This is a genomic window from Amycolatopsis sp. NPDC033938 (genome assembly GCF_055575975.1).
Map to the genome: position 1 here is coordinate 79,630 of NZ_JBVIRO010000007.1, position 25,943 is coordinate 105,572.

Annotated in this window: 30 protein-coding genes and 1 pseudogene; 10 read left to right on the top strand and 21 right to left on the bottom strand. The window is 68.9% G+C overall.

The genetic code is table 11. The features are described from left to right. Positions 1-167 precede the first annotated feature (167 nt). Positions 168-656: a transcriptional regulator BldD gene (gene bldD, locus ACZ5ZX_RS19760; RefSeq protein ID WP_003096372.1), complete on the top strand. Its 489-nt coding sequence runs from the start codon at positions 168-170 to the stop codon at positions 654-656. Between the two features lie 110 nt (positions 657-766). Here bldD and nusB read toward each other — a convergent pair whose 3' ends face one another. The 3 genes from nusB to ACZ5ZX_RS19775 are packed head-to-tail and all read right to left on the bottom strand — an operon-like array spanning position 767 to position 2,924. Beyond that, positions 767-1,231, bottom strand: a complete 465-nt coding sequence (gene nusB, locus ACZ5ZX_RS19765; protein ID WP_465503446.1) for a transcription antitermination factor NusB — start codon at positions 1,229-1,231, stop codon at positions 767-769. Then, a complete protein-coding gene (gene efp / locus ACZ5ZX_RS19770) occupies positions 1,231-1,794 on the bottom strand; it encodes an elongation factor P (RefSeq protein WP_061980650.1) in 564 nt (187 codons plus the stop codon). The genes nusB and efp overlap by 1 nt, the downstream gene beginning before the upstream one ends. Before the next feature lie 38 nt (positions 1,795-1,832). Next, complete coding sequence (locus ACZ5ZX_RS19775; protein ID WP_465503447.1) at positions 1,833-2,924, bottom strand: M24 family metallopeptidase; 1,092 nt, start codon at positions 2,922-2,924, stop codon at positions 1,833-1,835. A gap of 398 nt (positions 2,925-3,322) precedes the next feature. On the opposite strand from ACZ5ZX_RS19775, the gene ACZ5ZX_RS19780 reads away from it, so the two are divergent. Further along, entirely contained in the window at positions 3,323-3,778 is a 456-nt protein-coding gene (locus ACZ5ZX_RS19780; protein ID WP_465503448.1) for a B-4DMT family transporter, read from the top strand. Here the strand turns inward: ACZ5ZX_RS19780 and ACZ5ZX_RS19785 are convergent. The 11 genes from ACZ5ZX_RS19785 to ACZ5ZX_RS19835 form a co-directional block, all read right to left on the bottom strand. Continuing rightward, positions 3,733-5,217 carry a glycoside hydrolase family protein gene (locus ACZ5ZX_RS19785; RefSeq protein WP_465503661.1) on the bottom strand — a complete coding sequence of 495 codons (1,485 nt, stop codon included), beginning with the start codon at positions 5,215-5,217 and terminating at the stop codon, positions 3,733-3,735. The genes ACZ5ZX_RS19780 and ACZ5ZX_RS19785 overlap by 46 nt on opposite strands. Positions 5,218-5,277: 60 nt before the next feature. Then, positions 5,278-6,204: a GNAT family N-acetyltransferase gene (locus ACZ5ZX_RS19790; RefSeq protein WP_465503449.1), complete on the bottom strand. Its 927-nt coding sequence runs from the start codon at positions 6,202-6,204 to the stop codon at positions 5,278-5,280. Further along, positions 6,201-6,632, bottom strand: a complete 432-nt coding sequence (gene aroQ, locus ACZ5ZX_RS19795) for a type II 3-dehydroquinate dehydratase (protein WP_465503450.1) — start codon at positions 6,630-6,632, stop codon at positions 6,201-6,203. The genes ACZ5ZX_RS19790 and aroQ overlap by 4 nt, the downstream gene beginning before the upstream one ends. Further along, on the bottom strand, positions 6,629-7,738 hold the full coding sequence (aroB, locus tag ACZ5ZX_RS19800; protein ID WP_465503451.1) for a 3-dehydroquinate synthase: 1,110 nt from the start codon (positions 7,736-7,738) through the stop codon (positions 6,629-6,631). Before aroB ends, aroQ begins: the two co-directional genes overlap by 4 nt. A gap of 8 nt (positions 7,739-7,746) precedes the next feature. Next, positions 7,747-8,169: a hypothetical protein gene (locus tag ACZ5ZX_RS19805; protein ID WP_465503452.1), complete on the bottom strand. Its 423-nt coding sequence runs from the start codon at positions 8,167-8,169 to the stop codon at positions 7,747-7,749. Continuing rightward, complete coding sequence (locus ACZ5ZX_RS19810; RefSeq protein WP_465503453.1) at positions 8,166-8,690, bottom strand: shikimate kinase; 525 nt, start codon at positions 8,688-8,690, stop codon at positions 8,166-8,168. The genes ACZ5ZX_RS19805 and ACZ5ZX_RS19810 overlap by 4 nt, the downstream gene beginning before the upstream one ends. Then, a complete protein-coding gene (aroC, locus tag ACZ5ZX_RS19815) occupies positions 8,687-9,874 on the bottom strand; it encodes a chorismate synthase (RefSeq protein ID WP_465503454.1) in 1,188 nt (395 codons plus the stop codon). Before aroC ends, ACZ5ZX_RS19810 begins: the two co-directional genes overlap by 4 nt. Positions 9,875-9,921: 47 nt before the next feature. Continuing rightward, positions 9,922-10,533: a prepilin peptidase gene (locus tag ACZ5ZX_RS19820; RefSeq protein ID WP_465503455.1), complete on the bottom strand. Its 612-nt coding sequence runs from the start codon at positions 10,531-10,533 to the stop codon at positions 9,922-9,924. 670 nt (positions 10,534-11,203) lie between these two features. Beyond that, positions 11,204-11,833 (bottom strand): anti-sigma factor family protein, encoded by a 630-nt coding sequence (locus ACZ5ZX_RS19825; protein WP_465503456.1) that lies wholly within the window; start codon positions 11,831-11,833, stop codon positions 11,204-11,206. Continuing rightward, positions 11,830-12,342: a sigma-70 family RNA polymerase sigma factor gene (locus ACZ5ZX_RS19830; RefSeq protein WP_465503457.1), complete on the bottom strand. Its 513-nt coding sequence runs from the start codon at positions 12,340-12,342 to the stop codon at positions 11,830-11,832. Before ACZ5ZX_RS19830 ends, ACZ5ZX_RS19825 begins: the two co-directional genes overlap by 4 nt. Next, positions 12,339-12,707: a hypothetical protein gene (locus tag ACZ5ZX_RS19835; RefSeq protein ID WP_465503458.1), complete on the bottom strand. Its 369-nt coding sequence runs from the start codon at positions 12,705-12,707 to the stop codon at positions 12,339-12,341. Before ACZ5ZX_RS19835 ends, ACZ5ZX_RS19830 begins: the two co-directional genes overlap by 4 nt. 131 nt (positions 12,708-12,838) lie before the next feature. Here ACZ5ZX_RS19835 and ACZ5ZX_RS19840 point away from each other — a divergent pair, with 131 nt between their 5' ends. Next, entirely contained in the window at positions 12,839-13,279 is a 441-nt protein-coding gene (locus ACZ5ZX_RS19840) for a QcrA and Rieske domain-containing protein (protein ID WP_465503459.1), read from the top strand. Positions 13,280-13,338: 59 nt separating this feature from the next. Here ACZ5ZX_RS19840 and ACZ5ZX_RS19845 read toward each other — a convergent pair whose 3' ends face one another. Both ACZ5ZX_RS19845 and ACZ5ZX_RS19850 read right to left on the bottom strand, forming a co-directional pair. Then, positions 13,339-13,794, bottom strand: a complete 456-nt coding sequence (locus ACZ5ZX_RS19845) for a PTS sugar transporter subunit IIA (protein WP_465503460.1) — start codon at positions 13,792-13,794, stop codon at positions 13,339-13,341. Then, positions 13,791-14,036, bottom strand: a pseudogene (locus ACZ5ZX_RS19850) (PTS sugar transporter subunit IIB); the annotation flags it as partial. The gene ACZ5ZX_RS19845 and the pseudogene ACZ5ZX_RS19850, both read right to left, overlap by 4 nt. Before the next feature lie 225 nt (positions 14,037-14,261). On the opposite strand from ACZ5ZX_RS19850, the gene ACZ5ZX_RS19855 reads away from it, so the two are divergent. From ACZ5ZX_RS19855 to ACZ5ZX_RS19870, 4 genes are read left to right on the top strand one after another with little or no spacing between them, the layout of a single operon-like run. Further along, positions 14,262-15,050, top strand: coding sequence for a GntR family transcriptional regulator (locus tag ACZ5ZX_RS19855; RefSeq protein WP_465503461.1), 789 nt, complete (start codon positions 14,262-14,264; stop codon positions 15,048-15,050). Then, positions 15,047-16,309 carry a PTS transporter subunit EIIC gene (locus tag ACZ5ZX_RS19860; RefSeq protein ID WP_465503462.1) on the top strand — a complete coding sequence of 421 codons (1,263 nt, stop codon included), beginning with the start codon at positions 15,047-15,049 and terminating at the stop codon, positions 16,307-16,309. Before ACZ5ZX_RS19855 ends, ACZ5ZX_RS19860 begins: the two co-directional genes overlap by 4 nt. A 40-nt stretch (positions 16,310-16,349) precedes the next feature. Then, on the top strand, positions 16,350-16,616 hold the full coding sequence (locus tag ACZ5ZX_RS19865; RefSeq protein WP_044850409.1) for an HPr family phosphocarrier protein: 267 nt from the start codon (positions 16,350-16,352) through the stop codon (positions 16,614-16,616). Between the two features lie 60 nt (positions 16,617-16,676). Then, complete coding sequence (locus ACZ5ZX_RS19870; RefSeq protein WP_465503463.1) at positions 16,677-17,501, top strand: serine hydrolase domain-containing protein; 825 nt, start codon at positions 16,677-16,679, stop codon at positions 17,499-17,501. Here ACZ5ZX_RS19870 and ACZ5ZX_RS19875 read toward each other — a convergent pair. Next, the gene (locus ACZ5ZX_RS19875) at positions 17,491-18,432 is read right to left on the bottom strand and encodes a D-2-hydroxyacid dehydrogenase family protein (protein WP_465503464.1); all 942 of its coding nucleotides are present in this window, start codon (positions 18,430-18,432) and stop codon (positions 17,491-17,493) included. The two genes, ACZ5ZX_RS19870 and ACZ5ZX_RS19875, sit on opposite strands and share 11 nt — an antisense overlap. A 48-nt stretch (positions 18,433-18,480) precedes the next feature. On the opposite strand from ACZ5ZX_RS19875, the gene ACZ5ZX_RS19880 reads away from it, so the two are divergent. Beyond that, the gene (locus ACZ5ZX_RS19880) at positions 18,481-18,816 is read left to right on the top strand and encodes an NIPSNAP family protein (RefSeq protein ID WP_465503465.1); all 336 of its coding nucleotides are present in this window, start codon (positions 18,481-18,483) and stop codon (positions 18,814-18,816) included. Between the two features lie 12 nt (positions 18,817-18,828). On the opposite strand, the gene ACZ5ZX_RS19885 is transcribed toward ACZ5ZX_RS19880, so the two are convergent. Next, positions 18,829-20,028: an endonuclease/exonuclease/phosphatase family protein gene (locus ACZ5ZX_RS19885; RefSeq protein ID WP_465503466.1), complete on the bottom strand. Its 1,200-nt coding sequence runs from the start codon at positions 20,026-20,028 to the stop codon at positions 18,829-18,831. Between the two features lie 159 nt (positions 20,029-20,187). Between ACZ5ZX_RS19885 and ACZ5ZX_RS19890 the strand changes: the two genes are divergently transcribed. Both ACZ5ZX_RS19890 and ACZ5ZX_RS19895 read left to right on the top strand, forming a co-directional pair. Next, a complete protein-coding gene (locus ACZ5ZX_RS19890) occupies positions 20,188-20,610 on the top strand; it encodes a hypothetical protein (RefSeq protein ID WP_465503467.1) in 423 nt (140 codons plus the stop codon). A gap of 17 nt (positions 20,611-20,627) precedes the next feature. After that, positions 20,628-21,293, top strand: a complete 666-nt coding sequence (locus ACZ5ZX_RS19895) for a TetR/AcrR family transcriptional regulator (protein ID WP_465503468.1) — start codon at positions 20,628-20,630, stop codon at positions 21,291-21,293. A 510-nt stretch (positions 21,294-21,803) separates the two neighbouring features. Here the strand turns inward: ACZ5ZX_RS19895 and ACZ5ZX_RS19900 are convergent. The 3 genes from ACZ5ZX_RS19900 to mltG form a co-directional block, all read right to left on the bottom strand. Then, positions 21,804-23,054 (bottom strand): GrpB family protein, encoded by a 1,251-nt coding sequence (locus tag ACZ5ZX_RS19900; protein ID WP_465503469.1) that lies wholly within the window; start codon positions 23,052-23,054, stop codon positions 21,804-21,806. Between the two features lie 532 nt (positions 23,055-23,586). Continuing rightward, positions 23,587-24,444 (bottom strand): shikimate dehydrogenase, encoded by an 858-nt coding sequence (locus ACZ5ZX_RS19905; RefSeq protein ID WP_465503470.1) that lies wholly within the window; start codon positions 24,442-24,444, stop codon positions 23,587-23,589. After that, a complete protein-coding gene (gene mltG, locus ACZ5ZX_RS19910) occupies positions 24,431-25,879 on the bottom strand; it encodes an endolytic transglycosylase MltG (RefSeq protein WP_465503471.1) in 1,449 nt (482 codons plus the stop codon). Before mltG ends, ACZ5ZX_RS19905 begins: the two co-directional genes overlap by 14 nt. Positions 25,880-25,943: the final 64 nt, after the last annotated feature.

Sequence of the window (25,943 nt, forward strand, 5' to 3'; positions counted from 1 at the left end):
GGCCTCCTTCTTACGGGTGGCGCGCCCCAGGTGACGAAGGCCTCGCGAAAGCACCCGCTTGACCTGGTGACAACTATGCGTAACCATTACTCTGAGTATTCGACTCTAGGAGTCCCCTGGACCGGTCACTCCGACCGGCTGGGGGTGAGGAAACGGAGAACCACCAGATGGGCGATTACGCCAAGGCGCTCGGGGCCAAGCTCCGCGGGATCCGCCAGCAGCAGGGCCTGTCCCTGCACGGGGTCGAGCAGAAGTCCGGAGGCCGGTGGAAGGCCGTCGTCGTCGGTTCGTACGAGCGCGGCGACCGCGCCGTGACCGTGCAGAAGCTCGCCGAGCTGGCCGATTTCTACGGCGTGCCGGTGGTCGAGCTGCTGCCGGAGGGCCGGGTGCCCTCGGGCGCCGAACCCGCCACGAAGATCGTCATCAACCTGGAGCGTCTCCAGCAGCTCCCGGCGGAGAAGGTCGGGCCGCTCGCCCGCTACGCCGCCACCATCCAGAGCCAGCGCGGCGACTACAACGGCAAGGTGCTCTCCATCCGCACCGAAGACCTGCGTTCGCTGGCGATCATCTACGACATGACCCCCGGCGAGCTCACCGAGCAGCTGATCGACTGGGGTGTGCTGCCGCCAGAGGCTCGACCGTCCAAAGAGGACTAGAGATGGCGACGTTTTCGGTCCGGGGGGACCGGAAACGCCAGACGGCACCACCGAGCACGAGAACGGGCCGTGCCCTCGGCAGAGGACACGGCCCGTTGTAGTACGTCTTTCTAGAGAACGGCCCTGAGCCTGTCGGCGATGGTGCCGATCCGGCCGAGGACGCCGTTCACGAACCGCGGCGAGTCGTCGGTCGACAACTCCTTCGCCAGCCCGACGGCCTCGTCGATGGCGACCGGGTCCGGCACGTCCGGGGCCCACAACAGCTCGTAGACACCGACCCGGAGCACCGCGAGGTCCACCGGCGGCATCCGGTCCAGCGTCCAGCCCTGAGCGTGCTCCGAGAGCAGCTCGTCGATCTGCGCCTTGCGTCCGGTGACGCCCTCGACCAGTGAGATCGTGTAGTCCCCGATCGGGTCGACCTCGACCGAACCGACGCGGTCGGCCAGCAGCGTCACCGCGTCGGCACCGCGCTGGGCGGCCTCGTACATCATCTCGACGGCCCGCTTGCGGGCCTGGCGACGGCTGATCGGCCCGCCGCGGTTCGGGGACTTGCCGGATTTACCTGAGTCGGCCATCAGCTGGAGACGCGGCCCAGGTAGCGGCCGTCACGGGTGTCGACCTTGATCTTCTCGCCGGTGGTCAGGAACAGCGGCACCTGGATCTCGGCGCCGGTCTCCAGGGTGGCGGGCTTGGTGCCACCGGTGGAGCGGTCGCCCTGCAGGCCGGGGTCGGTGTGCTGGACGATCAGCTCGACCGAGGTCGGCAGCTCGATGTACAGCGGGACGCCCTCGTGCACCGCGACCTGGACCTCGGTGTTCTCGAGCAGGTAGTTCGCGTTGTCGCCGACGGTCTCGGCCAGCACGGTGATCTGGTCGTAGGTCTCCGAGTCCATGAACACGAAGTCCTGACCTTCCTTGTACAGGTAGGTCATGTTCCGGCGGTCGACGGTGGCCGTATCGACCTTCGTGCCCGCGTTGAAGGTCTTGTCGACGACCTTCCCGGTCAGCACGTGCTTGAGCGTGGTGCGGACGAACGCACCGCCCTTGCCCGGCTTGACGTGCTGGAACGCGGTGACGGTCCACAGCTGGCCGTCGAGATTGAGGACGAGCCCGTTCTTCAGGTCGTTGGTGGTGGCCACGAGTGTGCAGTCTCCTGTGTCGATCTTCCGGGCCGCCGTCAGACGACCACGAGTTCCTTGGTGCTCAGTGTGAGGAGTTCGGGCGTACCTTCCCGCACGACCAGCGTGTCCTCGATGCGCACGCCACCGCGGCCGGGCAGATACACACCAGGCTCGACGGTGACCGCCATACCGGCGGTCAGTGTACCGACGCCCGTGGTAGCGAGGCTGGGCGCCTCGTGCACCTGCAGTCCGACGCCGTGACCGAGGCCGTGACCGAACTCCTCGCCGCGCCCCGCGTCGACGATGACACCGCGCGCCGCTTTGTCCACTTCGGACACTTTGGCACCGGGGAAGACCGCGTCACAGCCCGCCGCCTGCGCGCGCTGGACCAGTTCGTAGACCTCCTCCTGCCACGCCGCGGGCTTGCCGAGCACGAACGTGCGGGTCATGTCGGAGTGGTAGCCGTCGACCGTGGCGCCGAAATCGATCTTGACGAAGTCCCCGGTAGCGAGCACGGCCGAGGTCGGCCGGTGGTGCGGGATCGCGGAGTTGGCGCCCGCCGCGACGATCGTGTCGAACGACGGCCCGGTCGACCCGTGGCCGAGCATCCGGTTCTCCAGGTCGCGGGCGACGTCCAGCTCGGTGCGGCCCGGCCGGAGCTCGCCGGAGGACACCAGATCCTCCAGCGCCCTGTCGGCCGCCGCGCACGCCTGGCGCAGCGCCTCGATCTCCTGCTCGTCCTTGACCAGCCGCAACTGCTCCACGAGACCCGGCGTGCGGACCAGTTCGACGCGGTCGAAGCGCACCTTGAGGTCCTCGTGCTGCTCGACACTGACATGCTGGCTCTCGAAGCCGGTCTTGCCGAGTTTCTTCTCTGCCGCGAGATCGGCCAGCTTCGCCGCGCTCGCGCGGTCCAGCACCCGTTCGAGGTCGGGGACCTCTGTCGCCGACTGGACCGTGTAGCGGCCGTCGGTGCAGAAGATCGTCTTGTCGTCGCCGCCCTCGTGGACGAGGAGAGCGGCGTTGGACCCGGTGAAGCCGGTCAGGTACCTGATGTTGAGCAGGTCCGTGACCAGCAGCGCGTCCACCCCGGAATCGGCCAGCAGGGAACGCAGCGCCGCGCGGCGGCGAGAGAAGTATTCACGCACGTAGTGGAGTTTAAGGGGTGGGCCGTGCACGACACGCGTTTCGCCGACTACTTGCTTCTCGGGTGCCGGGGCGGTCCGTGAGAGGGTCGCGAGCGCCACGCTTGAGACGCTGAGCGTCCCAGACGAGGCGCAGGAGACATCTACGCTCCTCATCACTCACGACCCACGCACGATGCGGCCCCTGGAACTCGAGTCCGGAGCAGTGGGTGAACAAATACGAGTCCCTCAAGGAGCCCTTCACGGACCTGATGATCGCCACGTTGGCCACAGGCGCACTAGCAGGCACAACAGCTGCGAGACCCTGCATCCAGAGGACTGAACGCGGCTGAGGCGAACGCATTCAGAGGACTAAACGCGTGCGAGCGGACCAGTCGCTACTGGCGAGTTAAACTCCCCCAATGGCACCGTGGCTGACTCGTGGACTCGTGATGGCGCTGCTGCACGGCGCGGCCGTCACCGTGCTGGCCAAGTACGAGGTCTACAACCCCACCGACAAGACCCTCGTCACCTCGCTCGCCCTCGCCGTCCTCGTCGGTGCGGCGGCGGGCTGGAGCGCCGTGGACGCCTGGCAGGGCAAACCCGAGCGCGGCAGGAACTGGTTCATCGCGGCGCTGATCGCGGGCCCGGTCTCCGGCGTGCTGTACGTGATCGGCCGGGCGGTGTTCGTCGACCAGACCGGCGCCTCCGAACTCGGCGGCGCGCTCACCGGTGGCGCCGCCTTCTCGGCGCTGCTGGTGCTCATCCCGGCCGGGCTCGGCCTGTTCGTCGGCGGCCGGATCGCCAAGGCGGCCCCGGAGGACGACGACGCTCAGCCCGAGAGTGAGAAACCGGCCGGGAAGCCGTCCCAGGCCTGATCGCTGATCTCTTCGACGGTCGAGTCGTTCAGCGCCGCCGCCCCGGCGTCGGGCACGCCGAACAGCTTGCCGTCGAGCACCACCGCGACCCCCCGGCCCGGCGCGCGCACCATCTTCGCGCCGGCGCTCAGGCGCGCGGCCTGCGGGAACTTCTCGAGCACCTTGAGCCGCTGGTCGACCACCTCGCCCGCGAGCGCCGCCGCCACCGAGCGCCGGTCGACCCGGACCAGCTTTCCGTCGGCCACCAGGTCGATGGTCCGCTGCGGCGACGGCATCGCGACCCCTTCGAACGCGGTCCGGATCCGGGCGTCGCCGTCGCAGGCCCGCGAACCGCGGACGTCGAGGCCGAAATGCTTGAGGTCGGTCGGCGCCCCCGCGCCGCCGACGATCGTGGCGCGGACGACGTCGAACGGCACCCGGTCGCAGACGTCGCCCGAGGAGAGCGGCGCGTGCCCGTCGGGCCGCCGGACCAGGCCGGGGCCCTCCTTCCAGGCGCCGGGGATGAGCACCGGCCGGTACGGCTGCGCGGTGAAGTCCCTGGTCCAGAAGGTGAGCGTGGTACCGGTGTCGGTCTCGTGCGCGATCACGAAGGCGTCGAGCGCGCCGACCCACATCAGATCGGTGCTGAAGCCGTCGACCAGCGAGCGGGTGCGCGGCGAGATCGTGCTGGGTTTGGCGACGAAGCCCTGGTCCCCCAGCGTCTCCACCCCTTGGGTGAAGGCCGCGTCCTTGGCGCGGAGCAGGAACTGCCCGGCGCCGTTCCAGCCGGCGGCCTTGGCCGTGGTGTCGGTGAAGAGCACGTAGAACCAGCCGTCGAGGTACACCGCCGAGGGCTGGCCCGCGCCGTAGACGTTGGCGCGGTGCACGTCGTGCGCCGGCCCGATGATCGGCTGCCCGCCCGCGGCACGCGTCCAGGTGAGCCCGTCGGTGCTGGTGGCGAGCCCGATCGAGTTGCCGAGCGCGTGATCGCCCGCCGCGCCGGTGTAATACATGTAGTAGGTCGAGCCGACCTTGATCACCGAGGGGTCGCAGGTGTGCATCCCGTCGAAACCGCCGGGCGCGCCGGAGAACACCGCCGCCGGGCCGCCACCGGACGGGCCGGTGAAGGGGCCGTCGAGCGACGGCGACTGCGCGTAGAGGATGTCGTCGCCGGCCGGCTGGGCGCTGCCGTACTGGCTGCACCACCACATCCGCAGCTTGTCTCCGTCCCGCATCACGGTCGGGCCGTAGTTGTAGACCGCGTCCTGATCGCCCGCGGCGACCACGCCACCGCTCTGCCGCGGATCGCCGGTGGCGAGTTCGACGTCCATCGGGCGCGGCTTCTCGCCGGGCGTCTGCTGGGCCCCGCCGATCCCGCCGCCCTTGCCGTCGGCCTGGGACTGGACGTTGCCGTCACTGCACGCCACCAAAAGCGCGCCGGCCGCGAGGACGGCCACCACGGCACGGGCGGGTCGCCGGCCACCACGAAAAAGGCGCATGATGGCCGAGTGTAGCGAGACTTAACCCGCCTGGGTGACGTCGCTCCCCTGTTGTGCGACCAACTCCACCTCGAAGCCATCGGCGTTTTCGAGGTACGCGGCGTAGTGGTGATCACCGCCCGCATACGGATACTTCTCCGCGAACATCGGCGACCAGCCGTGGTCGACGGCCTTCGCGGCGAGTTCGTCCACCCGATCGGGGGTCTCGACGTGCAGCGCGAGGTGGTTCAGTCCCGGTTTGGTTCGCTCATGCTTCTCGCCCCTGAGCACGGGAGAACGCTCGACGACCAGATACGTCGTGCCGTGCTTCCAGCTGACCCCGGCTGGCCAGCGCTGGAACTCCCGCCAGCCGAGTTCGCCGAGCAGCCAGCCCCAGCTCTCCTCGGCGCGCGCGAGATCCGGTACCCACAGTTCGATGTGATGCGGTTTGCCGTGCTCCGACGGCAGTGCGACGAGCACGCGATGCGGCCCGCTGCCGTAATGATCGCCGCCGCCGACATCGAGGAAACCCAAGCGCCGCACCAGGTTCAGACTGGCCACATTGGACTCACCGACCAGTGCCCATACCGACGACAAGCCCAGCCCGACGAGTCCGTGATCCAGAAGCGCCTGCGCGGCCTCGGTCGCCAGCCCCTGTCCACCGTGCGCCCGCGCGAGGTAGTAGCCGATCTCCGGAACCCGGCCGGGCAGTTCCTCCGACGGCCGTAGATGGGCGAGACCGATCACCTCGCCGTCCCGCTCGATCGCCCAATGCCCCATCCCGGACGGTCCGTCATAGGACAGGCGCCGATCCATCATGGCGCGGACTTGGGACGGCTCGGTGAGCGGTACCGCGAAATGCGCGCTCAGCGCCGGGTCGGCGAAGAGCGCGACGATCGCCTCGGTGTCGGCCTCGGTCAGCGCCCGCAGCCGAAGCCGCGCGGTGACCAGCTCCGGCGGGTTGTTCACGACGCGTTCGCGGCCATCCAGCGCAGGGCGAGCGGGTAGCCGTCGACGCCGAGCCCGGCGATGACCGCGGTGGCGATGTCCGACAGCACGCTGTGGTGCCGGAACTGCTCGCGTTTGTGCACGTTGGAGATGTGCAGTTCGATCAGCGGCGCCTTGAGCTGGGCGGCGGCGTCGCGGACCGCGATGGAGTAGTGCGTCCACGCGGCGGCGTTGAGCACCACCGGCCAGCCGGCGTCGGCGGCCTCGTGCAGCCAGCCGACCAGCTCGCCCTCGTGATCGGTCTGGCGGACCTCGACGTCGATCCCGAGTTCCTTGCCGGTGTCGACGCAGGCCGAGACCAGATCGGCATGCGTGGCCGAACCGTAGATACCCGGTTCGCGCAGCCCGAGCCTGCCGAGGTTGGGACCGTTGAGGACGAGCACCTTCACAGCAGCACGCTCCCGCCAGGCTTGGGAGCCTCACCCGCCACCACCGAGTACGCCGCCGCGAGCAGCGACGGGTCGGGGCCTTCCAGCCTGCCGGGCTTCGCGAGCCCGTCGAGGACGACGAAGCGCAGCACACCCGAGCGGGTCTTCTTGTCGCCCTTCATCGTTTCCAACAGATGCGGGAGCGCGTCCGGGTCGTACGTGGTCGGCAGGCCCAGCAGCTTGAGGACGGCGACGTGGCGATCGGCGGTGGCGTCGTCGAGACGGCCCGCCAGGCGCGCGAGCTCGGCGGCGAACACCAGTCCGACACTCACCGCGGCACCGTGCCGCCACCGGTACTTTTCGCGGCGTTCGATGGCGTGGCCGAGCGTGTGGCCGTAGTTGAGGATCTCGCGCAGGTTCGACTCACGCAGGTCCGCGGCGACGACGTCGGCCTTGACCTGGATCGAGCGGCGGACCAGCTCGCCGATGACCTCACCGGTGGAATCCAGCGCGGCGGCGGAGTCCTGCTCGATGAGTTCGAGGATGCGCGGATCCGCGATGAACCCGGTTTTGACGACTTCGGCCATCCCGGCGACGAGTTCGTTGGGCGGCAACGTTTCCAGCGTCGCGAGGTCCACCAGGACCGCGCTCGGCTCGTGGAAGACGCCGACCAGGTTCTTGCCCGCCTCGGTGTTGATGCCGGTCTTCCCGCCGACGGCGGCGTCGACCATGCCCAGCAGCGTGGTGGGCACGTTGACCAGGCGCACGCCGCGCATCCAGGTCGCGGCGACGAACCCGGCCAGGTCGGTCACGGCGCCGCCGCCGAGGCCGACGACCACGCCCTGGCGGTCGAGGCCGATGCGGCCGAGCACCTCCCAGCAGAAGCTGGCGACGGTGAGGGCCTTGCCGTCCTCGGCGTCGGGGATCTCGACCCGGTGCGCGTCGATCCCGGCCTCGGCCAGCTCGTCGCGGATGGCCTCCGCGGTGGTGGTGAGCGTCGGCGGGTGGATCAGCGCGACCTTGGACGCGTCGGCGAGCTGCTCGGTGAGCTCGCCCAGCAGCCCCCGGCCGATGACGACGTCGTACGGCTTGGCGGTGTTGACGGTGATGCGGACCGGCTCGGTCATCGTGTCCCTCACTTCGGCGGAAGCCGCTTGGCCCTGGCGACCTCGCAGGTGATCTTGCCCTTGACCGGGGTGTCGCCCGGGATCTCTTCGGTCACCGTCTGGCCCGGCGTCATGCGGTTCTTGGCGAACAGCGCTTCCCCGGAGGCCTTGCCTTCGGCGTCCTTGATCGCGATGGTGACGGCGTAGCGCGCGTCCTCGCTCGTGCTGTTGGTGACCTCGATGGTGATCTTCGGGGTGTAGCTGTTGCTGTCGCATTTGGTGACCTTGACGTCGGCGGCGACGTCCGCCTCCGGCGCGGCCGAGGCGGGAGCCGCGCTGGACGCCGCGCCGGTCTGGACGACGTCGGCACCGGCGGGCTGCTTCTCGTCTCCGCACGCGGTCAGGGTGAGGGCAACGACGGCGAGGAGGACGCCGGCGATGGTGCGCTTCATGCTCGTTCCTTGCTGTTCTCGGTCAACCCGGCGACGGCGGCCTCGACGACCTCGGCGGGCGTACGGTGGTCGGTCTCGATCTCGATCGTGGCCACTTCGCGGTACACCGGCAGGCGGGCGTCGAGAAGCGCCTTGTAGGTGGCGCGGGGGTTCACCCCGGCCAGCAGCGGACGCGCGGCCGAGAGCCCGGCGCGCTGGACGCCCGCGGCCATCCCGACGTTGAGGAAGACCACGGTGTGCCCGGCCAGCCGCTCCCGGGTGCCCGGCGTGATCGGCGCTCCCCCACCCAGGGAGAGGACGCCGTCGTGTTCGGCCAGCGCCTTGGCGACGACCTCCTCCTCCAGCGCGCGGAAGGCGGGCTCGCCCTCCTCGGCGAAGATGTCGGTGATGGGCTTGCCCGCACGGGCGACGATGTCGTCGTCGCTGTCGCGGAAAGCCAGGCCGAGCGCGGCGGCGAGCGCCGGCCCGACCGTGCTCTTACCCGAGCCCGGCGGCCCGATGATCACCGCGCGAGGAGTCACCAGCGCTCCTCGAGCGCCTTCAGGTAGGCCTCGGCGTTGCGCTTGCTTTCGGCGAGCGAGTCGCCGCCGAACTTCTCCAGCGCGGCGTCGGCGAGGATCAGCGCGACCACCGACTCCAGCACGACACCGGCGCGGGGTACCGCGCAGACGTCGGACCGCTGGTGGATGGCCACCGCGGGTTCGCCGGTGGTGACATCCACAGTGGACAGTGCTTTGGGGACGGTCGAAATCGGCTTCATGGCGACGCGCACGCGCAGCGGCTCGCCGTTGGTGATGCCGCCTTCGAGCCCGCCCGCGCGGTTGGACCGGCGGGTCACCCCGACCGGGCCGGTGCCGCGGTCGATCTCGTCGTGGGCCTGGCTGCCCCAGCGCGTGGCCGTGGTGAAGCCGTCGCCGACCTCCACCCCCTTCATCGCCTGCACGCCCATGAGCGCGCCGGCGAGGCGGGAGTCGAGCCTGCGGTCCCAGTGCACGTGCGAGCCGAGGCCCGGCGGCAGCCCGTAGGCGATCACCTCGATGACGCCGCCGACGGTGTCACCGGCCTTCCGCACGGCGTCGACCTCGGCGACCATCGCGTCGGTCCCCTCTTGGCCGAACGCCCGGACCGGGCTCTCGTCGATCGCGGGCAGGTCCGACGCCACGGGCAGCGGGCCCTCCGGCGCCGAGGCGCCGCCGATCGACACGACGTGGCTGAGGATCTCGACCCCGAGCAGCTGCTTGAGGTACGCACGGGCGACCGTGCCGAGCGCGGTCCGGGACGCGGTCTCGCGGGCGCTCGCGCGTTCCAGCACCGGACGGGCCTCGGGGAAGCCGTACTTCTGCATGCCGGGCAGGTCGGCGTGGCCGGGCCGGGGCCGGGTCAGCGGCTCGTTGCGCGCCAGACCCGCCAGCTCCTCGGCGGGCACGGGATCGGCCGACATGACCTTCTCCCACTTCGGCCACTCGGCGTTCTCGATCTGGACGGCGACGGGGCCACCCTGCGTGAGCCCGTGCCGGACCCCGCCGGTGAACACGACGTGGTCGGTCTCGAAGCCCATCCGGGGGCTGCGGCCGAAACCGAGCCTCCTTCGCGCGAGCTGCTCGCCCACCTCGGCGGTCGTGACCTCGACCCCGGCGGGCATCCCTTCCAGGATGGCGGCGAGGGCGGGTCCGTGCGATTCCCCTGCGGTTATCCAGCGCAACACCTGACAGATCCTGTCACAACGTCTCAACCTGCCGGGGAAGGGCCGGGCTATCCCGGACCGGGTCCGGCGAAGACGGCCAGCGCCCAAGCCGCGACCAGGAGACCGGGGCCGTGCGGCACCGTCGGATGCCTGGGTCCGCCCACCGCGAGTGCCACGCTCAGCAGCGCCGCGGCGACCGCGCCGAGCACGACCGACGGCCAGCCCGTCGCGGCGAGGACCGCGCCGAGGCTCCCGGCGAGCTTCACGTCACCGGCGCCGAGTGAGCGGGGCGACAGCGCGTGAACGAGCGCGTGCGCGCCGCCGAAGACCACCGCGCCCAGCACCGCCCGCGCCGCGATGGCCGCCCCTCCCCCGGCCGCGGCGACCGCGATGGCGGCGGCGAGGGCCGGGTACGCGGGCAGGGTCAGGACGTCGGGCAAACGGCGGTACTTGAGGTCGGCGAGCGCCAGCGGGACGGCGAAGACGGTCAGCACGGCGGGGACCGCGAGCCACCACGACGGCCAGGCCCCGTCCTGGTGACGGAGGCAGACCGCCAGGAGGAGGGCCGCCGTGAGAGCGGCCGCCCAGGCCGTCACCGGCGCTCCCGCGCGGCGCAGGCAGGCACGGGTGGCGAGCGCCGATCCGGCGCCCGCCACCGCGAAGGCGATCGGCATGAACACAAGATCAAGAGTCCGCCTCAATGGTGTGCTGAGGCAAGAACTTCTTTTCGTGACAGGGACTTTCATGCACTTACGGCAGGTGGAGCGCGGGTTCCGGCGGCCTGTGGAACGCATTCAGCCGACTGCTCGCTCCAGGCTTAAGGTCCCTTCGCCGCGCGCGGCCAGACCGTCCACAACGGACGCTTCCCGCGGTTGCCAAGGCGGGAGGTCCGTGAAGGCCTCCTTCCCTACGCTCAAGGTTCAGATTCTCGGCGTCGCTTCGCGAGGCTGACGGTGAAGGAATCGGGACGTGGAGTGTCCTGATTCCTTTTCCTTGTCGGGGGCCGCACGCACCGGTGGCGGAGCTTGATCACGACCTGGGGGCCGGCGGCCGAGCGGGGAAGATTCCGGCCGTTGGACGTCCGGAATCTTCCCCGCTCGGCCGCACCGGCAACCCGCACAAGCTCTGGGTGAACAAAGACGAGTCCCTCGAGGAGGCCTTCACGCACTGGGGGAAGGTGTGAAGGTCGAGTTTCCTCGGCTGAGCCGAGGGAAGGGGTCCTTCACGCGCAGCCGTTGTGGCTGGTGGTGAGCCCCAGCCGCAGGTACCCAAAACACCCTTCTGAAACTTTTCGCATCCGGCACCAATCCGCCTCAAGTCCGGCACCGAAGCCCTGTCATGACACCGGGATCAGGGGTTCATCCGCAGCAGCGGGAGACCCGAGGGCGTGCGGATCTCCAGCGCCTTGATGTCCCCGGTGCGCATCGCGGTGCCGACCACGATGTGCGCGGTGTCCTTGGGCATCGCGCGCCAGGACGCCAGTTCGCTGGTCCCGCCGTCGGCGTCGACGGCCACCAGGATGTAGTCCCCGGTGCGGTTGCCGCCGTAGCTGCAGGTCATGTCGACCTTGGTGCCGGTGTCCGTGGCGGACATGGCGACCTGGGCGGTCACCGGGTAGTCGCCGAGCGGCGTCATCGGATCACCGCCGGCCGCGACCGGTCCGGTCAGGACGACCGCGAGTGTGACGCCGGCCGCGACGGCGACCCCGGCCGCGGTGGCGGTGATCGCCCGTTGGATCCGCCGTCCCCGGCGGACCCGTTTGAGCACGGTCGGCAGCAGTTCCGGCGACGGCGACGGTTCCTCCTCCAGCAGTGCGGGGGCACCGGCCTGGGCGAGCAGGCCGGGGATTCCCGCCAGATCGCGCACGGACGCGGCGCACTGGTCACACCCGTGAAGGTGTTTCTCGTACGCGGACCGGTCTTCCGGGGACAGCGCCCCGAGCACGTAGGCCGCGTCGTAGGTGGCGAAGGGGTCGGTCATTGAGTCACCCCTCTTTCCTCCAATACCAGCCGCAACGCCCGCAAGGCGTAATGCGTCCGCGACTTGACGGTCCCTTCGGCCACACCCAGCCGCTTCGCCGCGTCCGCGACGGAGTAACCCTGGAAATAGCACAAAACGACCACTTCACGATGTCTCGGCGAGAGTTCGCCGAGGGCTTCGGCGACCAGCCAGCCCTGAACCGCCCGTTCGGTGCCGTCGGTGACCGCCGTTTCGGGCGGTTCGCCGGTCACCACCTCCGGATGCGCCGTGGAAGCACGCCAGTCGTCGATGGCTATCCGTCTCGCCACGGTGAACAGCCAGCCCCGCGCCGATCCCTCGGACTGGTCGAGCACCTTGGCGTTGCGCCAGGCCCGCAGCAGCGTCTCCTGGACGACGTCCTCGGCGCGGACCCGGTCACCGCTGGTCAGGTGCAATGCGTAGGACCACAGCGCCGCGGCGTGTTCGTCGTGCAGAGCCCGCATCAGCCGGTCCTCCGCGAATTCCTTCACCGATCCGTGCCTTCGCGGACGAAGAGCAAAGGGAGGGCGAAGACGACACACGCCACTTCGGTGATCAGACCCCACAGCTCGGCCTGGGTGGTGAAACGTTCAGAAACGCCGAAGAACCCTGTCGTCAGCGAAAGCACGTACGCACCCAGCGTGGCCAGGCCGAAGCCGATCGCCGCCAGCACGGGCAGCCAGTGGTGCCAGACCAGGACGGCGACCGCGATCACCACGCCCGCCACCACGTTCACCAGGAAGAGTGGTCCGACCACGTCCGTCTCGGCGGCCCAGTCCTGCCATACGACGTAATGCACCCACGCCGAACCGAGCAGGCTCGCCGCCACCACCGCCCGCAACAACCACCGGATCATGCCCGTATCTCTTTTCGCGTGTTCGGTTCCCCTATGCCCTTGAACACGGAAAAGAGGGCCTCTCGGTTCAATCCCGCACCCGATGGTCGGCGAAATTGAACCGGATGGGTGCTTGAACCGTGTGTATGGGCATGACTGCCGAACTGCATTCCCGCCGCACCGTCTTGAGCACCGGGGCCGCCGTCGCCGGCGTGGCCGTCGGTGCCGTCGCCCTCACGGCCTGCGGAAGCGAAGCCCCGTCGTCCGGCTCGGCCGCCGCTCCGCCCGCCGCGGCACCGGGCGAGACCTTGACCGCGCTCTCCGACCTCGAGGTCGGCCAGGCGAAGGCCGCCAAGACCGCCGACGGCAAGGACGTCATCGTCACCAGGACCGCCGAGGGCACCGCGGCCGCGTTCAGCGCGATCTGCACACACCAGGGCTGCGCGGTCGTCCCGGCGGGCGCGGAACTCAAATGTCCTTGCCACAACTCGATCTTCGACGCGGCGACCGGCGCCGTCAAAAAGGGACCGGCCGACCAGCCGTTGCCCTCGATCGCGGTCAAGGTCACCAACGGCCAGGTCGTCACGGCCTGAGAAACGTCATGAGGGGTCCCCACAGGACGAAAACCGTCCTATGGGGACCCCTCTGAAGTTCAGCTGTCCCAGGTGAAGATCGGGTCACCCGGCTCGACGTCGCCGCCGGTGAGCAGTCCCGAAAGGACTTCCGCCTTCGCGTCCAAGGCCACGACGGGCACGATCGGCGAGTAGCCCGCCGCCGCGACGGCCTCCGGGTCCCAGCCGACGACCGGCTGCCCGGCGCGGACGGACTCACCCTTGACGACGTGGAGGGTGAACCCCTCGCCCTTCTGCTTGACGGTGTCGATCCCGAGGTGGACCAGCACGCCGCGGCCGTCCTCGGTGGCCACCACGAAAGCGTGCGGGTGCAGGGTCACGACCGTCCCGTCGACCGGCGCGACCGCGTCCTGACGCCCGCCTGAGGGCATCACCGCGAGGCCGGGGCCGACCATCGCCTGCGCGAAGACCGGATCGGGCACTTCGGTCATGGCGGTTGTCTTGCCGCCGACCGGGCTCAGGACCTCCAGGCTCACAGCATGTCCTCGATGTCACTGGCGATCGTGTCGGCCTCCGGCCCCACGATGACCTGGACACCGGCTCCCATGCGCACGACACCCATCGCGCCTGCCGCCTTCAGCGCCGCCTCGTCGAGCAGGCTCATGTCTTCGAGCTCACAGCGCAGCCGGGTGATGCACCCCTCCACCTCGATGACGTTCTCGGCGCCGCCGAGCGCCGCGAGGATCTTTTCCGGCCTGTCATCCGCCATCGCGGTCTCCCTGTTCCCTGTCGGTTTCCCACATGCGAACCAGCTGTACTACGCCGTTCGCCGACTCGCACCCGATCCCTGGCCACGAACGCGTAACGGTGGTTGACACCCGCTCGTGCGACGGAGCATCCTGCCCCATCGGATCATTGGTCTAGACCGGAACGTACCAATCTTCCGGACCTGACGCGAGTACGGGTTACCCGAATCGACCGGCCCGAAAGGACGGTGACCGTCATGAGCGCTTCGGCGCAGCTGCCGCCGTCCGACCGTGTGATCAACGGACCGACGCCCAAGCACGCCCAGCTGCGGGAGATTCTGCGCCGCACGGTGGAGCGTGAGCTACCCCCCGGCTCACCGATTCCTTCGGAACGTGACCTCGCCGAGACCTACCAGGTGTCCAGGCTCACGGTCCGGTCGGCGATCGGCAAGCTGGTCGAAGAAGGGCTCCTGTCCCGCGTGCGCGGGAAAGGGACGTTCACCGCCGCGAGGCGGATGGAATTGCAGCTCTACCTGATGTCCTTCACCGAGGACATGCGCCGTCGCGGGATGACGCCGACCACGGAGGTCGTCAAGACCTCCACCGAGGTCCCGCCCGCCCCCTCGGCGCACGCGCTCGGCCTGGCCGCCGGAACTCCGGCACACCGCATCGTCCGGCTCCGCCGGGCCGACGGGGTGCCGCTGGCGGTCGAACGCGGGTGGTATCACGCCGGCCGGATGCCCGGTCTGCTCGACCTCGATCTCACCCGATCGTTGTACGTCCAACTCGCCCAGTCGTACGACCTGCGCCCGGACCACGCGTGGCAGACGGTCTGGGCCGAATCCGCGGACCGCGAAACGGCCCGCATGCTCGGCATGCGGGCAGGCAGTCCGCTCCTGGTCTTCCGCCGGGTCTCCAGCGTCAACGGGGAACCGATCGAAGACATGACTTCCTGGTACCGGGGCGATCACTACCAGGTCACCATGCAGCTTGACCGGAACACCCCGGATTCCGGTCACCATCCTCACTACGGAGGTACCCGATGAGCTCCACCACCGCGGAGGGGGCGAAGAGCAAGGGCAAGGGCAAGGGACTGGCCGGGCTTCAGCGCTTCGGCCGCAGCCTCATGCTCCCCATCGCCGCTCTTCCCGCCGCCGCACTCCTCAACAGGTTCGGCCAGCCCGACCTGCTCGGCGAGAAAGGGCTCGGCTGGACCAAAGTGGCCGAGGTTCTCGGTGCGGCGGGCAACTCGCTGTTCAACTGGCTGCCGCTCCTGTTCGCGGTGGGTATCGCCGTCGGCTTCGCCCGGAAGAGCGACGGCGCGACCGGGCTGGCCGCCGTGGTCGGCTTCTTCGTGTTCACCAGCGTCCTCCAGGTCTTCGCGCCGTTCTCCGAACTGCCGGGCTGGAACCCCGAGAAGCCCGCGGGCCTGATGCTCAACCCGCTCAAGTGGCCCTACAGCGTGCTGGCCGGTGTGATCGTCGGTCTGGTCACCGCGCTGCTGTGGCAGAAGTTCTACCGCATCAAGCTGCCGCCGTACCTGGCCTTCTTCGGCGGCCGCCGGTTCGTGCCGATCGTCACCGCCCTGACGCTGATGATCCTCGCGGTGCCGCTGGGCCTGGTCTTCCACTGGGTCAACGACGGCATCCAGGCGGTCGGCGAGGCGGTCACCGGTTCTCCGGAGGTCGGTGGCGGTATCTACGGTGTGCTCAACCGCTTGCTGATCCCGGTCGGTCTGCACCAGCTGCTGAACGTGCCGGTGTGGTTCATCTTCGACGGCGGTGACCTCACGAAGTTCTTCGAGGGCGACCCGACCCGCGGCACCTTCATGACCGGCTTCTTCCCGATCTTCATGTTCGCCATCCCCGCCGCGGCGCTGGCGATCTGGCAGACCGCGAAGCCCAGCCAGAAGAAGATCGTCGGCGGTGTGATGATCGCCGGTGCGCTGACCTCGTTCCTGACCGGTATCACCGAGCCGATCGAGTTCTCGTTCATGTACGTCGCGTGGCCGCTGTACCTGATCCACGCGCTCCTGACCGGTACGTCGCTGGCACTGGTGAACGCGCTCGACATCCACCTCGGCTTCGGCTTCTCCGCCGGCGCGATCGACTTCGGGCTCAACTTCAACCACCCCGCGGCGAGCGACAACGTCTGGCTGCTCATCCCGATCGGCCTGGCCTACGCGGTCGTCTACTACGTGATCTTCCGTTTCGTGATCAAGAAGTGGAACCTGCGGACCCCTGGCCGCGAGGAAGACGCGATCGAGGCCGATCTCGAAGCCACCGCGGCCAAGCCCATCAAGTAGTTTCAGCACAGCAGAAACAAAGGCACGAAAGGGAAAGAACATGCCGGAGAAACGCGTCACCGTGGCCAGCAAGGTGGGCCTGCACGCCAGGCCCGCGGCGACGGTCGCCAAGGCGGCCGCGGCGCAGCCCGTCGCGGTGAAGATCGCCAAGGCGGGCGGTGACCCGGTCGCGGCCGGCAGTGTGCTGAACCTGATGACGCTCGCCGCCGGTTACGGCGACGAGGTCATCATCAGTGCCGAGGGTGAGGGTGCCGAGGCGGCCGTCGACGCCATCGCCGAGCTGGTGGCGACCGACCTCGACGCCTGATCCCCTCCCCTGCGAAGCCCGGGCCGCCCCGACCGGCCCGGGCTTCGTAGGGTGTGGGGCATGGAGAGCGTGCGCGAGATCGAACAGTGGCCGGTGGACAACGCCGCCACGGCCGTGGTGACCGCCGCCGGTGACGTGCTGGGCACGCACGGCGACACGACGAAGGTGTACCGGCTGGCGTCGGTGACCAAGCCGTTGACGGCCTACGCCGCGCTGATCGCCATCGAAGAGGGCGTCGTCGAACTCGACACCCCCGCCGGGCCGGAGGGTTCGACGATCCGGCATCTGCTGGCGCACACCTCGGGCCTGGCCTTCAACGAGCACAAGTCGATGGCCGCGCCCGGCAACCGGCGCCTGTACTCCAACGCCGGGTTCGAACAGCTCGCCGACGCGCTCACCGAGCATTCCGGCATCCCCTTCGCCGACTACCAGGCGGAGGCGCTTTTCCAGCCGCTGGGCATGAAGGCGACCAAGCTGACCGGTTCACCCGCCTCGGGTGCGGAGTCCACTGTGGACGACCTGGTCGCGTTCGCCGCCGAACTGCAGGCACCGAAGCTGATCGCCGTCGAGACGGTGCGCGAGGCGACTTCCGTGGTCTTCCCCGGCCTTTCCGGTGTTCTGCCCGGCTTCGGCCACCAGAAGCCCAACGACTGGGGCCTCGGCTTCGAGATCCGCGACCACAAGAGTCCACATTGGACCGGGGCGTCGAGCTCGCCGCGGACCTTCGGCCACTTCGGACAGTCCGGTACGTTCCTGTGGGTCGATCCGGACGCCGGCGCCGCCTGCGTCGCGCTCACCGACCGCGCTTTCGGCCCGTGGGCGGCCGAGGTGTGGCCGCCCTACACCGACGCCGTCCTCGCCGAACTGGGCAAGCTCACTCCATGACGCGGACTGGCGAACCCGCCTGGAACGCCGCGATGTCCTCGACAGCGTCGCGGTAGAAGATCTCGTACGCCTCGCGGGTGACGTAGCCGATGTGTGGCGTGAGCACGACGTTGTCCAGTGTCCGCAGTGGATGGTCCGACGGCAGCGGCTCGACGTCGTAGACATCCAACGCGGCGACCGCGATCTCCTTGCGGCGCAAGGAATCCACCAGCGCGGCTTCGTCCACGATCGGACCACGCGAGGTGTTGACGAGCATCGCCGTCGGCTTCATCGCGGCGAGTTCGGGCGCCCCGACCAGCCCGCGGGTGCGGTCGCTGAGCACGAGGTGGACCGACAGGACGTCCGAACGGGCGAACAGTTCGTCCTTCGACACCGCCGTCACGCCGTGGGGATCGGCCTTGTCCTGGGTCAGGTTCTGGCTCCAGGCGATGGTCTCCATGCCGAACGCCTTGCCGATCCTGGCCGCGCCCGCGCCGAGCCTGCCGAGCCCGAGCAGCCCGAGGGTCTTGCCGTGCAGGATCGTGCCGACCGTGGTCTGCCAGCCGCCCTCGCGCATGTTCCGCGACTCCACCGGGACGTTCCGCGCGGCGGCGAGGATCAGTGCCCAGGTGTGCTCGGCGGCCGGGGCCGCGATGTACCCGGTGGAGGACACGACCACGCCGTTGCGCCGGGCGGCGGCCACGTCGATGGCGGCGTTGCGGTGCCCGGTGCTCACCAGGAGCTTCAGCGCGGGGAGCCGGTCGAGCACTTCGGCCGGGAAGCGGGTGCGCTCGCGCATCGCGACCACGACGTCGAAGTCCCGCAGGCGGGCCACCACGTCGGCGGGGTCCGCGAACGGCTCCGTGAACACCTCGATCTCGGCGCCGAGGGAGTCCCAGTCCCCGAAGCCGAGCGCCACTTCCTGGTAGTCGTCGAGAATCGCGATCTTCATGACGCCCAGGCTAGGGTCGCTTCCGTAACCGTGCGCAGGGAGGCCGCCGTGATCCTGGAATTCCGGACATACCGACTGAAGCCCGGGACGAGCGAGGATTTCCTCCGCGTCATGCGCGAGGAATCCATCCCCCTCCTGGAAAGCGCCGGCCTGCGCGTCATCGATTGCGGTCGTTCCCTGGTCGCCGAAGACGGCCATGAAGAGGCCTATCTCGTCCGGGCGTTCGCCTCACTGGAAGAGCACGAACGTCAGGAACGGGAGTTCTACGGCAGCGAGGCCTGGCTGAACGGCCCGCGCGAGGAGATCGTTTCGCGGATCGAGAGCTACCACACGATCGTCATCGAGACCTCCGAAGCGGCGATCGAAGCCCTCAGACGGCGGTGATCGGGCGGCTTCCTACCAGCGCGGCACGAACACGTCGACGCGCACCAGATGGTGGTCCGACGCGTCGTTGAGCCGTGCCAGCGGTGAATCGGGCAGCGGCCAGAAGACTTCGGCGTGCCAGGGGAACAGGCCTTTCGATGGCAGGACGTAGTCGATCCGCAGGTTCCCCGGCGCGTTGTCGTTGAAGTCACCGGTGTCGAGGAAGGGGTCGCCCTTCTGGCCGATGTTGGCGCCCGCCTGGTCCTGGGCGGCGCGCACCGCGCCTTCGCTGCCCGGGCGGGTCTCGATGACGCGAGGGGCGTTCAGCAGGCGGGAGATCGCGCCGGGGACGCTGTCGCCGTCGAGCGGGTCGGAGTTGTGGTCGCCGGCGATGACGAACTTCTCGTGCGCGCCCAGCCCGCCGCGGCGGCCGCGGTCGTCGCGGATGTAGCGGCCCTTGCCCGGGGTCACGTAGTCCGCCCAGAAGCGGATCTCGTCGTTGTTGCGCGTGCCGTTGCGGTCTTCGGGGCCGTCGAAGGTGGGCGGCGTCGGGTGCGCGGTGAGGAAGTGCACGGTGGAACGGCCGACGCGGATCGGAAGGTCCCAATGGGACTTCGACGAGAGGCGCAGGACGTCGAGCGCCTGCGGCGAGTACCAGTCGTGCGGCGCGGGGGTGGCCGGGTCGTCCGGGAGCAGCGCGCCCGGCATGTCCTTCCAGAGGAACTTCTGGAAGGTTCGCGCGTTCTCGGTGTCGATCGGGTACTTGGACAGCACGAGCATGCCGTACTGGCCCTCGAAGAGGCCGAAGCCGTGCGCGTCGTTACCGCCGCCGACCTGGCCGTTGCGGTCGAGGTCGAAGCCGGTCGCGACACCGGTGTTCGACGGCGCGGTGAAGGCGTACGGATAGTCGATCGGGGCGGCGCCGTTCTGGCCGCGCTTCAGGTAGTTCTCGCGAAACAGGTTCGCGGCGCGGTTTTCGGGCACGTAGTCGAACTCGTTGATCAGCAGCACGTCCGGGCGGTTGCGCTGGATCACCTCGGCGACCTCGTTCGCCTGCGCGTTGCCCGGCTGCGACAGGTCGGTCACGAGCTGTCCCGCGGCTCCCCGGTTCAGCGAAGCGTTGAACGTCGCGAAGCGGACGTTCTGGCCGACGGCGGCTTCCGCCGGGGTGGCGGCAGGCAACGTTCCGGCCAGCAGGGCGCCCGAGGTGAGCACGGCGGCGATGCGTTTCAAGGTCTTGTACTCCCCGCTTGGCTTTGACGACGCAGTTCTGGCCAGACCTTACGCAGCCACCGCGGTCCCGTGGGTGAGTTTCAGGTGAACAGCACCTCTTGAACGTGTTCAAAACTTCGGCTACCGTTCGTCTTGAACACGTTCAAAACGGAGGTCCCCATGCAACCTGTCGTAGTGGCCTATGCGCTCTACCTGGTCATCACCGTCCCACTGACCGTGCTGATCGCCCGCACGCTGAGCAAGCACGGCAAGACGTTCCTGGAAGACGTCTTCCAGGACAAACAAGCGCTGGCCCATTCGGTCAACCAGCTGCTGGTCGTCGGCTTCTATCTGGTCAGCCTCGGCTTCGTGGCCCTGTTCCTGACCAGCAACGACACCGTCCTCGACGCACGCGACGTCTTCGAGATGCTTTCGGTGAAGGTCGGTACCGTCGCGCTCGTCCTCGGCGTGATGCACGTCGGGAACGTGCTGGTGTTCAACGGGATCCGCCGTCGCCACCTCAACCAAGGCCCCACCCGGCCCGCACCGGTGCCGCCGCCCTACCCCGGTTACCCGGCGCCCGCTCCGCATCCGGCGCCCTGACCGGATAACGTGCACTGGTGGCGAAGAGTGAGGAAACCAGGTCACTGATCGTGGCGACCGCTTTGCGGCTGTTCGCCGAGAACGGCTACGACCGCACGACCATGCGCGCCATCGCCGCCGAAGCCGGTGTCTCGGTCGGGAACGCGTACTACTACTTCGCCTCGAAAGACCAGCTGATCCAGGGCTTCTACGACGAGATCGCCAAGGTGCACCTCACGACGTCGCGCCAGGCGATCGAAGGTGAGCAGGACTTCAGCGCGCGACTCAAGACGGTCCTGCTCACCTGGCTCGACGTCGCGGAGCCGTACCACCGCTTCGGCACCCAGTTCTTCGTCAACGCCGCCGACCCGGACTCGCCGCTGAGCCCGTTCAGCGAGGAGTCGACGCCCGCGCGGGACGCCTCCATCGGGCTGATGCGCGACGTCATCGACGGCTCCGACGCCAAACTCGACCCGGACCTGCGTGACGACCTTCCCGATCTGCTGTGGCTGTACCAGATGGGTGTCGTGCTGTTCTGGGTCCACGACCGGTCCGCGGGCCAGAAGCGCAGCCGCGTGCTGGTGGAGCGGACGGTGCCGCTGATCGCCCGGCTGGTGGGGCTGTCGCGGCTGCGGGTGCTGCGGCCGGTCAGCCGGGAGATCGTGTCGCTGATCCGGGACCTTTCGAAGCGCGACGCCGCCTGAGAACGCGTTCAGTCCACTGAATGCTGTCGTGAAGGCGTAAAGCGCGTGCTCAGACACGAGACTCGCGTGCCTGGATCCCGCACTCGGGTGTTCCGGCTCTGAGCACGCGAGATCCGGCCTCAAGCCAGGCAAGGCGAACCTGTGGTGGCGGACCCGGCGGGAGCGGGCTCACGCAGGTGTCCGATTGATGACGCTATGCGCGGTTCCGCGTGGGGGTCGTGAGTGGCGAATAGGGTTAGAACCCGAATCGCCACTCACGACGGACACTGAATCATCCGACGATGTCCCTTGTGGACACTGAAACCCCGTCGGCGTCCCCGATCCTCCGTTGATCAACCTCCGCCACCGGCGCATACGACCCCGCCCCAGCCAGGAACAGTCACCTGACCTGCAAGATCCCGAATGTCCGTGAAGGCCTCCTTCCCTACCTTGAGAGTAGGGAAGGAGGCCTTCACGGACACGCCATCTTTGGGGTGTCTCGCATTCAGCGGACTAAACGCGTTCAGGAGATCACTCGCGAACCGTCCGGAAGTACAGGAACCGCGGTTTGGTCCGCAGGTTCGCGTACCAGCGCGGGTCGGTCTCGGCGATCGACTCCTCCGGCATCGGTTCCACCAGCCTGTCGACGGCGAACCCGGCGTCCCGTACCGCGCCGAAGGTCCAGCTCAGTGGCCGCCGGTAGAACTGGACCTTCTGCCCCGGCGGGAACTCGTCGTCGAGCAGTTCGAGCTGAAAGTAGTTCTGCTTGCCGAACCAGCGCCAGTCCTCGCCGGGATGATGCACCGAGAACAACAGGAGCCCGCCCGGCTTGAGCACGCGACGGAACTCGGCCAGCGCCGGCGCCCACTCCTTCAGGTAGTGCAGCACCAAGGACGCCGTGATGACGTCGATGGAGCCGTCCTCGACGAACGCCATCGGCCGGGACACGTCCGCCGTTTCGAACCTCGCGACGTCCCCGAACTTCTCCCGGGCGACGGCGACCATGCCCTCGCTGGCGTCGACACCGAGGACGTCGGCACCCTTGGCTGCGAGCAGCGCGCTGAGGTGGCCCGCCGCGCAGCCGACGTCGAGCACCCGCTTGCCCGCCACGTCACCGGCCAGCTCGACGATGGCGGGCCGGTCGTAGCGGGCGTTGGTGCTGCTGGTTTCGGCGTGCGCGGCGTAGAGCCGGGCGAAGCCGTCGTATTGGGCGGCACGCGCCCGTTCGATGATCTCGTCGATCACCTCGGTCTTGGCGTCGGCGTAGTGCTGGATGTACTTCCAGGTGCGCGCGGCCAGTTCGCGTTTCTTGGCCTCGTAGAGCTTCAGCTCGTCCTCGTGGGCGATCAACCGGTCGCGGAAGAGCCGGTACCGTTCGGTCTGGCCGTTGTCCGGCGAGTAGACGTGCAGGTTGATGTTCGTGTCCGGGCCCTTGAAGCAGCGATGCTTCTCCCAGTCCGGCTCGCGGATGACGAGTTTGTAGCCCTCCGCCTCCAGCTGCGGCACGTAGGCGTCCTCATCGTCCGAATCGGGGACGATGAGCATGATGTCGATGATCGGTTTCGCGCAGAGCCCGGGTATCGACGTGGAGCCGACGTGCTCCAGCACCAGCGCGCGCTCCCCCAGGATCCCCCTGATGCGCTTCGCTTCCCGGTCGAACAGGTTGGGCCACTCCGGGTCGTATTCGGCCAGGGTGACGGTGGAATTCAGTACCGGAGCCTGACCGACCCACGAGTTGTCGATGTCTTCTTCGGTGTAGTCGTCACGATCGGGTTTAGGCATTGACCCCTTGTTCCTTCCTCAAGGCAGTCGGCCAGATTATCGAACCGGGGCGATCTTGTCAGGCGTTCACCGAAAGCCCCTTCAGTCTGGGGCCGGTCCAGGCTCAGTGACACCACCAGTCACAGCGGTAGCGCGTGAAGGCCCCCTTCCCTCGGCTCAGCCGAGGAAACTCGACCTTCACACCTTGCCCAGTACATGATGGCCCCCTTCCTTGCGCCAGGCGCAAGGAAGGGGACCATCATGTACTTCACCGCGAGCAAAGCCGCAGGCGACGAGTACCGGTGGACCGGTGATCGAGCGGGGAAGATTCCGGACGTTGAGCGTCCGGAATCTTCCCCACCCGGACCGCGTCGGCAACCCGCACAAGCTCCACACCAGTAGGTAGACAAATACGAGTTCCCAACGCCACAGTGGAGACATCGGACCGCGGCGCGAGCCGATGGCGCACGCAACACGCCAAGTTCGCCTTACTCGCCAATAGAACCGTCATTACCACTCACGAGGCCGTGGTGGCTTCTGGCTGGTCGGGAGGTCAGCCGAGCGGCAGGGGAAGGATCCCGCCGGTCGCCTCGCGCAGCGCGTCCCGCATCGCCTCGCGGGGCGCGGGCTGCCCGGTGAAGTACTCGGATTGCCCGAAAGCCTGATGCAGCAACATGTCCAGCCCGGTCGCCAGCCTGCCGCCCCGGTCGGCGACCGCCTCGGCGAGCGCTGTCGGCCAGGGGTGGTAGATGACGTCGAGGACGCAGCCGATCCCGGCCAGCTCCGCCAGATGCGGCCGCACGGCGTCCGGGGGCACGGTGTTCACCAGCACCGCCGAGGTGTGCGCGAGTTTCCCGAAGTCGGCGTCGGCCCAGCGAAGGACCTCGACGTCCAGACCGGCCCGAGAAGCCGCCTCGACCGTTTCCGTCGCCCGCGCGGGCTCCCGGACGACGAGCCGCACCGTCCGCACGCCGAGGGCCGCCAGGCCGACGACGGCCGCCGCGGCCGTGCCGCCCGCGCCGAGGACGACGGCCTCGTCGTCCGGACCGGGCGTGTAGCCACCGGCCGTCCGCAGCGCCTCGGTGACCCCGTCGACGTCGGTGCAGTCGGCCAGCCAGCCGGTTTCCCGGCGCACCAGGGTGTTCGCCGCGCCGACCGCCGCCGCGCGCGGCGTCACCTCGTCGGCGAACTCCAGCGCGGCTCGTTTCCCCGGCATGGTCACCGAGAGCCCGGTCCACTCCGGACCGAGCTCCCGGACGAACCCCGGCAGGCCGTCGCCGTCCATTTCGACGCGTTCGTAGGTCCAGCCCTCGAGCCCCAGCGCCCGGAAGGCGGCGCCGTGCAGCACCGGAGAGAGCGAATGCCCGACCGGCTTCCCCAGGACTGCGGCTTTGCGGTTAGTAGACACCACGCCTCTGCGCGTCCAGCTTGTTCTTGTTGTGCTCGTCGTTCGTCACCGCGAAGCAGGAGAGCCCGTTCTTCTCGCACTTCACGAAGAACAGCCATTCGCCCGCGGCCGGCTTGAGCGCGGCCTGGATCGCTTCCGCGCTGGGCACCGCGATCGGCGTCGGGGGCAGGCCCGCGGACTTGTAGGTGTTGTACGCGCCCGCCTTTTCCCGCTCCTCGGGTTTCGTGAGCAGGGTCGGCCGGTCGAGGACGTAGTTGACCGTCGAGTCCATCTCGAGCCGCATCTTCTCGTCGAGCCGGTTGTAGATGACCCGGGAGATCTTCCCGAAGTCGGCCTTCACCGCCTCGCGTTCGATGATCGACGCGATGATGAGCGTCTCGTACGGCGTCTTGCCCTCGCCCTTGGACTGCTCGCTCAGCCCGGCGTTGAGGATGCGCTCCGCCGAGGTCTTCACGACGTCGGTGAGCAGTTCCTCGGCCGTCCACCCGGGTTTGACGTTGAAGATGCCCGGGGCGATCAGCCCTTCGAGCCGCCGGTCCTTGTGCTCGGCCTGCGTGGCGGCCTCGACGGCCCAGGGCGGGACGCCCAGCCGCGCCAGATCCGCGGTCTCGATCGTCTTGCGCAGTTCTTCGACCGGGATACAGGTGCTCTTGCCGTTCAGATCGGCGCAAGAAGCCTTGGACAGCAACGAATAGACACCCGGCGTCACCTTGCCGTCCGGCTGGGTGATGTCGTGGAACTGGGTGTAGGGCCGGATTTCGACCTGGCCGACCTTCGTACCGGGGGCGACCATCTTCTCGACCGCGCTGGCGCCGGACATCTTCGTCTTCATGACGTAGTAGCCCTGCTGCAGCCGCGAGACGGCGGTGTTGTCCTCCCCCGCCTTCACGAACGCCTTGCCGCTGGCGACCACTCCGGCCGCTTGGAGCCGGTTACCGATCGCCGACGTCGAGTCGCCCTTCTCCACCTGGACGAGGACATCGCTCTCGCCGGTGCCTTCGTAGTCGTCGTAGCCGAAGATCTCGGTGAAGCCGTAATAGGCGCCGCCGGCGAGCAGGACGAGCACGGTCAGCGCGGCGATCCAGCCCAGTGCGCGCTTCTTCTTGCGCTTCTTGGGCGGCGGTCCCTGGCGTTCCGGGCGCTCGTCCTCGATCCGTTCGGGTTCGGCGCGATCCTCGTCCTCGAAGTCCTGGTCGTCTTCGTAGTCGTCGTACTCGTCGTAGTCCTCGTACTCGTCGTACGCGTCTTCGCCGAAGATCTCGTCGTACTCCTCCTCGCTGCCCTGGGGCGGAGGAGGCGCCGCTCCGGGACGCCGGGCCAGCGGCGTCTCCTGCACGGCGGGAAGGATGTCGGTCGGCCGCTCGTCCGGGTACGGGCCGTCGTCCTCGCGGCGCCTGCGGCGGCCGGGACGCGGCTCCTCCTGGGCATGGGCGGGCATGCCGAGACCGCGGTCACCCGGCTGGGGGGACCGCCGGGGCGGTGCGGGAGGAGGCGGCGGGGGT

Coding starts and splice junctions, on each gene's coding strand:
- ACZ5ZX_RS19870 (WP_465503463.1), top strand. CDS start 16,677: ATGGAGAGCGTGCGCGAGATCGAACAGTGGCCGGTGGACAACGCCGCC.
- ACZ5ZX_RS19865 (WP_044850409.1), top strand. CDS start 16,350: ATGCCGGAGAAACGCGTCACCGTGGCCAGCAAGGTGGGCCTGCACGCC.
- mltG (WP_465503471.1), bottom strand. CDS start 25,879: ATGCCCGCCCATGCCCAGGAGGAGCCGCGTCCCGGCCGCCGCAGGCGC.
- ACZ5ZX_RS19890 (WP_465503467.1), top strand. CDS start 20,188: ATGCAACCTGTCGTAGTGGCCTATGCGCTCTACCTGGTCATCACCGTC.
- ACZ5ZX_RS19825 (WP_465503456.1), bottom strand. CDS start 11,833: ATGACCGACCCCTTCGCCACCTACGACGCGGCCTACGTGCTCGGGGCG.
- aroB (WP_465503451.1), bottom strand. CDS start 7,738: ATGACCGAGCCGGTCCGCATCACCGTCAACACCGCCAAGCCGTACGAC.
- ACZ5ZX_RS19900 (WP_465503469.1), bottom strand. CDS start 23,054: ATGCCTAAACCCGATCGTGACGACTACACCGAAGAAGACATCGACAAC.
- bldD (WP_003096372.1), top strand. CDS start 168: ATGGGCGATTACGCCAAGGCGCTCGGGGCCAAGCTCCGCGGGATCCGC.
- ACZ5ZX_RS19875 (WP_465503464.1), bottom strand. CDS start 18,432: ATGAAGATCGCGATTCTCGACGACTACCAGGAAGTGGCGCTCGGCTTC.
- nusB (WP_465503446.1), bottom strand. CDS start 1,231: ATGGCCGACTCAGGTAAATCCGGCAAGTCCCCGAACCGCGGCGGGCCG.
- ACZ5ZX_RS19840 (WP_465503459.1), top strand. CDS start 12,839: ATGACTGCCGAACTGCATTCCCGCCGCACCGTCTTGAGCACCGGGGCC.
- ACZ5ZX_RS19860 (WP_465503462.1), top strand. CDS start 15,047: ATGAGCTCCACCACCGCGGAGGGGGCGAAGAGCAAGGGCAAGGGCAAG.
- ACZ5ZX_RS19855 (WP_465503461.1), top strand. CDS start 14,262: ATGAGCGCTTCGGCGCAGCTGCCGCCGTCCGACCGTGTGATCAACGGA.
- ACZ5ZX_RS19780 (WP_465503448.1), top strand. CDS start 3,323: ATGGCACCGTGGCTGACTCGTGGACTCGTGATGGCGCTGCTGCACGGC.
- ACZ5ZX_RS19805 (WP_465503452.1), bottom strand. CDS start 8,169: ATGAAGCGCACCATCGCCGGCGTCCTCCTCGCCGTCGTTGCCCTCACC.
- ACZ5ZX_RS19835 (WP_465503458.1), bottom strand. CDS start 12,707: ATGATCCGGTGGTTGTTGCGGGCGGTGGTGGCGGCGAGCCTGCTCGGT.